At 71.5% G+C, this 8,569-nt stretch carries 6 protein-coding genes; 1 reads left to right on the top strand and 5 read right to left on the bottom strand.

Annotated elements, in window-relative coordinates:
• The 5 genes from ACFVHV_RS42250 to ACFVHV_RS42230 all read right to left on the bottom strand — a co-directional run.
• A partial coding sequence (locus tag ACFVHV_RS42250) for an Ig-like domain-containing protein (protein WP_380358987.1) occupies window positions 1-2,028 on the bottom strand: 2,028 nt, incomplete at its 3' end.
• A gap of 612 nt (window positions 2,029-2,640) precedes the next feature.
• On the bottom strand, window positions 2,641-3,906 hold the full coding sequence (locus tag ACFVHV_RS42245) for an acyltransferase (protein ID WP_359899300.1): 1,266 nt from the start codon (window positions 3,904-3,906) through the stop codon (window positions 2,641-2,643).
• A 362-nt stretch (window positions 3,907-4,268) separates the two neighbouring features.
• On the bottom strand, window positions 4,269-5,942 hold the full coding sequence (locus ACFVHV_RS42240) for a trypsin-like serine protease (protein WP_380358984.1): 1,674 nt from the start codon (window positions 5,940-5,942) through the stop codon (window positions 4,269-4,271).
• Window positions 5,943-5,988: 46 nt separating this feature from the next.
• On the bottom strand, window positions 5,989-6,489 hold the full coding sequence (locus ACFVHV_RS42235; RefSeq protein ID WP_380358981.1) for a hypothetical protein: 501 nt from the start codon (window positions 6,487-6,489) through the stop codon (window positions 5,989-5,991).
• A 38-nt stretch (window positions 6,490-6,527) separates the two neighbouring features.
• Entirely contained in the window at window positions 6,528-7,019 is a 492-nt protein-coding gene (locus ACFVHV_RS42230) for a hypothetical protein (protein WP_380358978.1), read from the bottom strand.
• A gap of 500 nt (window positions 7,020-7,519) precedes the next feature.
• Here ACFVHV_RS42230 and ACFVHV_RS42225 point away from each other — a divergent pair.
• The coding region (locus tag ACFVHV_RS42225) for an ALF repeat-containing protein (RefSeq protein ID WP_380358975.1) at window positions 7,520-8,569 on the top strand (1,050 nt) is incomplete at its 3' end.

Here is an 8,569-nt window from a genome sequence, read left to right as displayed (position 1 = left end):
GGTGGCGGTGTTGGTCACGGTGCCCGCGTCGATGTCCGCCTGGGTGACGGTGTAGGTCGCGGTGCAGGTGGTGGAGGCGCCGGGGGTGAGGGTGGCGACCGGGCAGGTCGCCGTGGGGGAGGTGCCGGTGCCGGAGAACTGGGTCTCGGTCACTCCGATGTTGGTGAGGTCGACGTTTCCGGTGTTGATGACCAGGTAGGAGTACGTGACGGTCTCGCCCTCGGTGGAGACGGTCGTCGGGGAGACCGACTTGGCGATCGTCAGCGCCGGTGTGCTGGTCGCGGTGATTCGGGCGGTTGCGGGGGGTGAGGTGGCGGGCGGGCCGCTGGGTGGGGTTCCGTGGGCGGTGGCGGTGTTGGTCACGGTGCCCGCGTCGATGTCCGCCTGGGTGACGGTGTAGGTCGCGGTGCAGGTGGTGGAGGCGCCGGGGGTGAGGGTGGTGGTCGGGCAGGTCGCCGTGGGGGAGGTGCCGGTGCCGGAGAACTGGGTCTCGGTCACTCCGATGTCGGTGAGGTCGACGTTTCCGGTGTTGGTCACGAGGAAGGAGTACGTGACGGTCTGGCCCGCGGTGGAGACGGTCGTCGGGGAGACCGACTTGGCGATCGTCAGCGCCGGGGTCGAGGGCGGTGTCGCCGCGTTGAAGGAGTCCGAGGCCGTGACGGTGACGCCTGCGGTGGTGGTGGCGGTGACCGTGGAGGTGTCGGTCTCCTGGGTGCCGGGCTCCATCGCCGGGATGGTCCCCGTGCAGTCGAACGTCGCGCCCGGCACGAAGGGGCCGGCCCAGGTCGTACCGGTGGCCGGGCCGCCCAAGGGGGAGAAGTCGCAGGACAGGCCGGTGAGGGCCGGGCCGGACGTCGTGCTGTCGGTGACCTCCACGTTGCTCAGCACCAGCGACCCGTTGTTCCTGACGGTCATCGTCACCGGCGTCGGAGTGCCGGCGGGGACGGACTTGCCGGGTGCCGTGTTGTGGTCGCCGTTCGTCGGGCCCTCGTCGGTGGAGAACTTGACGATGGAGAGGTTGTTCCCGCCGCCGGAGTTGTTCCAGTTCGGGTTGTCCAGCGAGGTTCCGGCATTCTGGCTGGTGCCGTTCCCCATGGCGACCACGACGGTGTCCGAGAACTGCTTGAGGGTGTTGTCCGTGATCGTCACCGGCAGGATCAGCCCGACGCTCGTTTTCGCCGGGACGGTGACGGTGACCGAGATGCCGGTCGGAGTGCACGAGTTGAGGGTGGCCGTGCCGGTGTAGGTGACGTCGTTGCCCAGTGTGTTGGTGGCCGTGTCCAGGTTCTGCTGGGCGATGGTGGACGCGGGATCGGTGGAGTAGGGGAGTGCCAGCCCCGGCACGAACGCCGCGCAGTTGAAGGCCTGGCCGGCCTGGGCGGTGTCCGTGAACGTGGCCGTGGTGGCCGTCGTGCTCGCCGGGGTGTGCATCACCCAGACGATGTTCGTGTCCGGGAAGGCGGTGCCGGTGTAGATGAGCCCGTACTTCTCGGCGTTGGCGGGATTGCGGGGCGGCCACGGCTCGACGACGATCGGGGTGGTGAACGTGACCCCCGCGTTCGTCGTGTAGACGAGGTCCTGCGCGCCGTTGTTGTCGGTCGACAGCTGGGCGCTGATCGTGGTCTGCCCGCAGACGCCCGTGTGCGTCTCGACATAGGCGCCCATGGTGTACGTCACGACGGCGGGCTGGCCGGCGATGGTGGCGGTGCCGATGGCCGCGCCGGTGCCGTCCAGCACGGTCTGCGTGCCGGACGGGAAGTTCGCGAGCTGCGCCGGCATCGTGACCGAGAAGGTGTCACCCGCGTGGCTGCCGTCCGGGACGCACCAGGTGATCTGCGTGGTGACGGTCATCCCGGGATGGAGCGGCGCGGACGGCGATCCGGCCCAGGTGGTGGTGATACCGGTGATCGCATTGATCGAAGCGCTGTACGCGGGGGTCTGCGCCCCGTGGATCAGCACGGCCGCGAGCGCGGCCAGCACGACGACGGTCTGTCTGAGGGCAGGCCGCATCCTTGCCAGTAGTGGCATTGCTTCTCTCCTAGGAAATCCGGCGAACTCCATCCCGGAGCCGGTCGGCCTCCGACACCGCGGCCGATCGGCCGCGGGTGCGGGGTGTTCACCGTTGAGTCGCGTCGGCCGAATCCTTGCGGCGGCCGTTGAGTGCCTGGTGCGCGTCGGCGCCGGTCACGCTATGGAGCTTCTCGTCATCACCCGCGACCTCCTCGGGGCCGGAACACCTGAATGGCTCTGCCGGGATCCGGGCCGGCCACACGCATTCGGGCGAACCGGCTTCCGTCCGATTCGACGGAGCGTGGTGAACGCGCCTCATCGGCATGACGTGGGTCGGCTCGCAGCAGTGCGAGAGAACGCACCGTCACATGCTGGATGCACAGCAGATGGTACGTGTCGGTACAGATCTTCCGGCGATTCTCCCTACCTGGCGCGTCGAGGGCGCGCAAGTCGAGGGAGAGACGCGATTGGGCCCGACCGGCCCGCACCGTCGGAGCTGCCGAGGCACCGGGGCCGGGGGGGCGAAGGCCGGGCCGGTGAGGCCGACAGGGGGTGATGGGGCCGGAAACGCGGACAGGGACCGGTGCCGGGTGGCGCCGGTCCCTGTCGGGCCGCGGGGGTGGGGCGAGGTCAGTAGGAGTCGGGGGTGTGCTGCTGCGGCGGGTGGGTGTCCCTGGGGGTGAAGGCGGTGGCCCAGGGGGTGGTGACGGTCTCCAGGACGCCGGGGGCCCGGGCCGGCGCCGGGGCGGGCTGCGGGGGGAGCGGTTCGGCGGCGCGGAGCTGGTCGATGCTCCTGGTCATGCCCGTCTTGAGGCGCGGCGTCAGGGGCTTCTCGATGAGCCGGTGGACCAGCCAGGAGGCGACGAGCATGCCGGTGACGACGATGGCGACCGCCGTCCAGGGCTTGGTGCCGTGGTCGTAGAGGGCGCGCAGGGCGGTCCAGCCCATGGCCTCGTGGAGCAGGTAGAGGGGGTAGGTGAGGGCGCCGGCGAAGGTGAGCCAGCGCCACTGGATCCGGGAGCCCCAGCCCATGGCCACCGCGGTGATCACGAGGTAGGAGAGGGTGGTCAGCAGGACGGCGGGCCAGGTCGGCAGCTCGGGCCGGCCCAGGACGGTGTTCACGTCGTGCTGGTGCTGGATGGTGTAGAGCACCGAGAGGATCCAGCTGATCCCGACGATGCCGAAGAGCATGAGGTTGGGACCGTACCGGTGGACCAGGTAGAGCGCGAGGCCGGCGACGAAGAACGAGGAGACGTCCGACATCGCGAAGAACTCCAGGACCGGCCACTTGGTGCTCGCCGAGACGATGCCGGCGACCGTCCAGATCGAGCAGAAGGCCACGATCCGCCGGTAGGTCACGCCCTGCCACACCACGATGGCGAACAGCAGGTAGAAGCGCAGCTCGGCCCAGAGCGTCCAGTAGACGGCGTCCACGTTCGGGATCCCCAGGCCCACGTGGAACATGGTGAGGTTGGCGAGGACCTGCTCCGAGGGGAGCGGCTGGCGCACGAGCGGCCACATCGTCACGACCGCGGTGGTGAGCAGGACGGCGAACCAGTACGCGGGGTAGAGCCGGATGACCCGGGAGCGGACGAAGTCGCCCACCGGACGGCCCCAACTGCTCATGCAGATCACGAAGCCGCTGATCACGAAGAACAGGCAGATGCCCGTCCAGAGGTACGCGGCGGGCGCGGAGGCGCGGTGGAACACCTGCTCGGCCGGCTTGCCCCAGGCGCTGATCTCGGGCTTGGTACCGCCGCCGTAGCCGATGTAGTGGTGGAAGACCACCATCAGCGCGGCCAGGATGCGCAGGCCGTCCAGGACGGCGAGACGGCCGCCCTTGGCGGATTTGCGGCGGCCCGAGGAACCTGGTCGTTGCCGGGGGAAAATGCTCACGGCTGACGATAACGCACGCCCTGTAAGCCGCTTGCAGGCCCCTGCGCATGACAGGGCAGGGCGGCGACGGGCTGCGGCAGGGCGTTTTCCCGTGGTCGAGGCAAGTGCTGGGAGGGGCGGGGCCGCCTCCGGAGGCGGGGGCGGGGGCGGGGGCGGACGGTGCGGACGGCGCGGTCGGGGAAGGCCGGGGACCGGCCGGGGGCGGACGGTGCGGTCGGGGAGGGCCGGGGACGGCCGGCCCTCGGGAGTTCCTGACGCGCGCGCCCCGGCGCGGGAGTGGACCACCACCCCGCGCCAGGACGCACGACGGATCGGCGCGCGGAGGGCGCGCCGGTCGGGGGACGCCGGTCGGAGGGCGTCGGTCAGAGCGTGCCGGTGATCGTGGTGCCGGTGTGGTTGCCCGGGATGGCGGTGAGGTCGAGGTTCTCGGGGGCGGCCCAGGTGCCGTCGTTGTGGCGGGCGGTGAGCAGGACCCTGTTGTCCGTGGTGGCGACGGCGAACACGGCGTCGGTGTCGACGGGCGCGGCGCTGATGCTGGTGCCCGTGACGTTGCCGATGACGCCGCCGAGGGACGTCACGGGCTGCCAGCTGTGGTTGAGGTAGCGCATGGTGTGGTACTGGCCGTCGCTCGCGATGAGAGCGAGGTTGAGGTCGTTGCCCTGGCGGGAGACGGCGACGCCGCTCACCGGGCCGGTGCTGCCCGCGGCCTCGGAGACCGCCCCCCAGGTGCCCCAGCTGCCGGAGCCGGTGCGCAGGGTGTGGTAGACCTTTCCGCCGGCCACGGCCGCGATGTGCAGTTCGGGTCCGGCGTCCCCGGACGCTCCGGCGGCCGAGATGGCGGTGATGCCGTTGAGCGGACCGGTGACGTCGGTGACCACGTTGAACGGGGTCCACTGGCCGGCGCCGTTGCGGATGGAGTGGTAGAGGGTGCCGTTGGCGACCACGACCACGTGCAGGTTGTCGCTGATGGAGGCGATGGAGACCTGGGTGATGCCGCTGAGGTCCGTGAGGGCGACGTTGAGGTCGGCGAACGTCTGCTTCCAGCCGCCGTCGAGGTTGCGGATGGCGTAGTGGAGGTGCCCGTCGCCGCCCAGGGCGATGATGTGGGTGTCGGCGTTGATGCCGGCCGAGGCGACGGCGCGCACCCCGCCGATGGAGCCGGCCGTGGCCTGGACGTCCTCGTACGGGGTCCAGGTGCCGTCGTAGAGACGGCTGGCGAAGTAGAGGTTGGCGTCGCTGCGCACCAGGGCCTGGGTCTTCCAGTCCAGGGACTTCGCCCGGGTCTGCTGCACCCAGCCGGCGACGTTGTCGACGCGGGTGTTGTAGGCGCCGGTGCGGGTCTCGGTCTCGCCGAGGCAGCCGCCCTGCCAGGAGCGGGAGGCGACGGCGACCAGCTCGGCCCTGCCGCCCGTCTCGCGGATCACGGGGGCGCCGGTGTCGCCCTTGCAGATCGCCGCGCCGCCGGTGCCGGTCGTGCCGAGGCCGGTGGCGGCCACGGTGTCGAGCGAGAAGGCGCCGGTGTGGAGCTTGCCCGGCACCCACTCGTCCTTGGTCCGGCCGTACGCGGGCACGCGCAGCGTCTGCCCGGCGGTCGGCGCGGCGGTGGCGACCGCCAGCGGGGCGATGCCGTCGACGGGCGTGGCCAGGCGTGCCATGACGAGGTCACGGCCGGCGTACGGCACCAGCTCGGACACCTCGGCGGTCCTGCCGCCGGTGGTGGTCAGGTCGGTGCGGCCGACGGTGGCGACGGTCTTCCACTTCGGCGCGCCGGCCGCCAGGGCCTGCGGCTGCGCCGGGTCGTCGGCGAAGCAGGAGGCGGCGGTCAGCACCCAGTTGCGGTCGACCAGCGCACCGGTGCAGGTGCGCAGGGTGTCGCCGATCGCCAGGCGCGCGGTGAAGGCGTAGGACCCGTCGGCGGCCGCGTTGCCGACCACGGCGCCGGCCGGGGGCGTGGCGAGGGTCGTCAGGGCTCCGGCGGCGAGGACGGCGGTCAGCGCGCCCGCCCGCAGGTTGCGGGACGAGGAGTTGCGAGGCATGAGTGGGCTCCCGAACGTGAGAGGTGGTGATGCGGGGCGGTGGCGGTCAGCCGGTGACGGTCAGCTCGACGAGGGCGGCCTTGTCGCCGCCGGTGCCTTCGCCGACTCCCTGGAAGCCGTTCGTGGGGACGTCGACGGTCTGGGTGGTGGTGCCGACGGTGAGGCCGGCGCGGACCGCGCGGCCGCCGCTGGTCTGGATGAAGAAGACGTCGGGCAGCTGGAGGGAGAGGTTTCCCGTCGTGCCGGTGACGGTGAAGCAGATCTGGTTGTCCGGGTTGCCCGGGGCCAGGGTCCCGATCTGGATCTGGTTGGGCTTGCCGCAGTCGGCGAGCAGGATGTGGCCGTCGCCGCGCAGCAGCTTCACCTTGGTGATGGCGGCGGCGCCGGGGTAGGAGAAGTCCTCGACGGCCGGCGGCGCGGCGGAGTTGTCGGCGGGGGTGGTGTCGGCGGCGGCGATCGCGGTGGCGCCGCCGAGGGCCGCGGCGGTCACCGCGGCGGTGGCCAGCCAGCGGCGGGCGGTGGTGGTGCGCAGGGGGTTGTGGGTCACCTGGGGCTCCATCGGAAGGTGAGCGGGGCGGGCGCGGGTCAGCCGGTGACGCGAAGTTCGAGCAGGGTGGTGGGCTTGCCGCTGCCGTTGCCGCTGCCGATCCCGACGGGGACGGCGGTGCCCTTGGCGATGTCGATGCTCTGGGAGGCGCCCTCGCTGGTGAGCTTGGCGTTGACCGAGTAGTCGTCGGTGCGGATCCGGAACACGTTGGGCACCTCGACGGCGAGGTAGCCGGTGGTGCCGGTGGCGCGGAAGCAGATCTGGTTTCCCTTGTCGTTGGGCAGGTCCCAGCTGAGCACGCTGATCTGGTCGTCGACGGCGCAGTCGGACAGCACGATGTGGCCGTCGCCGCGCAGCAGCTTCACGTTGGGGTACGGGGCCGGGCCGGGGTGGACGAAGTCCTCGACGGCCACCGGCGCGGCCGAGTTGTCCGCCGGGGTGCCGTCGGCGGAGGCGATCGCCGTGAGGCCGAGCGTGGCGGCCGCGGCGACGGCGCCGCCAACGAGCCAGCGGGACATGCGCTTTGACATGCCTAATCCTTTTCGTTCATCTCGCGTTGCCCTGATGGGCAGATCTTCGGAATCGGGTGACCGGCCTGAATGGTGGGCGAACCAGCCGGGTGTGGCGCAACGTCATTGTCGGTGCGAATGACATGAATTGACTGCGCCACAGATGTCGGAGCCGCAGGCGGAATCCGGCCCATCGAACCAGACGGGCCGGTGCCCGGACAACCACTTTCGGCGACTGGCCAGGCAAGATGTCACGCTTTCAAGGTCATTGGGTGCTTGTTGGCGATGCGGTTGTATTTGCTTGGCTATGCTCGCCGTCGGGTGATTCATTGCGCTCGCTTTGCCCGGCAACTCCCAGAATTCGTGGACGCTCTGATGGGACGTCATTTATCGTGGCTCCGCCGCGGCCGGGATACGGCCGACGTCGACACTGGAGGTTTCCCGTGCGCCAATCGATATCCCGCTCACGACGGCGAGGGAGGGGAGGGCCGCCGCTGCTGGGCAGGCTCTCCCTGGGGCTGTTGCCACTGGTTCTCACGGCGGGGCTGGTGGGGGCCGCGGGTCCGGGCGCCGCCGCCACCGGGCCGGCCATCGGACAGGTCCAGCCGAGCGACCGCGAGCGTGCGGTGCAGGCGTGGCTCAACGGCGGCCCCCGGCTCCACGCGCTCGCGGAGGCCGCGCTCGCGGGCTCCGACCAGGACGTGAAGCGGTTCGTCGAGAACGAGCTCGCCGGGGCGCAGAGTGCGGACGACCTGCTCGCTGCCACGCAGATCTCCAGTGTGGGCGGGCCGAAGGTCCGCGAGGCCGCGGACAAGGCGATCGACGGGACGGCCGCGGATCGGCGTGCCTTCCTGGAGGGCGGCTGGCAGGCGGCGCTCGACGCGGACCGGCGGCTGTGGATCACCCGGATCACCGACCCCGCGATGGGTGCCGGGCGGAATCTCCAGGCGGCGGGTGATGCCGCGCTGCGCAGCAACACCAGTGACGACCTGCAGAAGTTCCTGACGGAGACCCAGTTCACCGCGAAGGACAGCGACGACCGGGTCAAGCTGGTCCAGATCCTGAGCTCCGGTGGCCCCAACGTCCAGGCGGCGGCGCGGATCGCGCTGAACGGGTCGATCCAGGACGTGCGCGACTTCCTCGCGACCGGCCAGTACATCGCGCAGAGCCGTGACCAGGAGCGCGCGAGCATCGCGCAGCTGGCGCAGCAGGCGAAGGACGCGAGCGCGCAGGCGGCCCAGGAGACGGCCGCGGCGATCGAGGCCAAGGACCAGGCGGTCCACAACTCGGAGCTGGCCAAGGCGGATGCCGCGCGGGCGGCTGTCGAGACGCAGCAGGCCGGCAATGACACGGCCAAGGCCACGGAGGCGGCGAACAGGGCCGCCGGCGCGGCCGACCGTGCGGGTGCGGCGGCGCAGACGGCGCTGACCGCCGCGCGTGCGGCCAACGCCTCGGCGCGCGCCGCCGCCGTCGCGGCGTCGAACGCGGCGGCGGCCGCGGCGGGTGCCCAGCGGGCCGCCGCCAACGCGCGGACGGCGGCCGCGGCCGCGGCCGGTGACGCGACCAAGGCG

Source organism: Kitasatospora sp. NPDC127116 (assembly GCF_042677365.1).
GTDB lineage: Bacteria > Actinomycetota > Actinomycetes > Streptomycetales > Streptomycetaceae > Kitasatospora > Kitasatospora lactacystinica.
This window is presented reverse-complemented; position numbering and strand designations above follow the sequence as displayed.

Coding starts and splice junctions, on each gene's coding strand:
- ACFVHV_RS42240 (WP_380358984.1), bottom strand. CDS start 5,942: ATGCCTCGCAACTCCTCGTCCCGCAACCTGCGGGCGGGCGCGCTGACC.
- ACFVHV_RS42230 (WP_380358978.1), bottom strand. CDS start 7,019: ATGTCAAAGCGCATGTCCCGCTGGCTCGTTGGCGGCGCCGTCGCCGCG.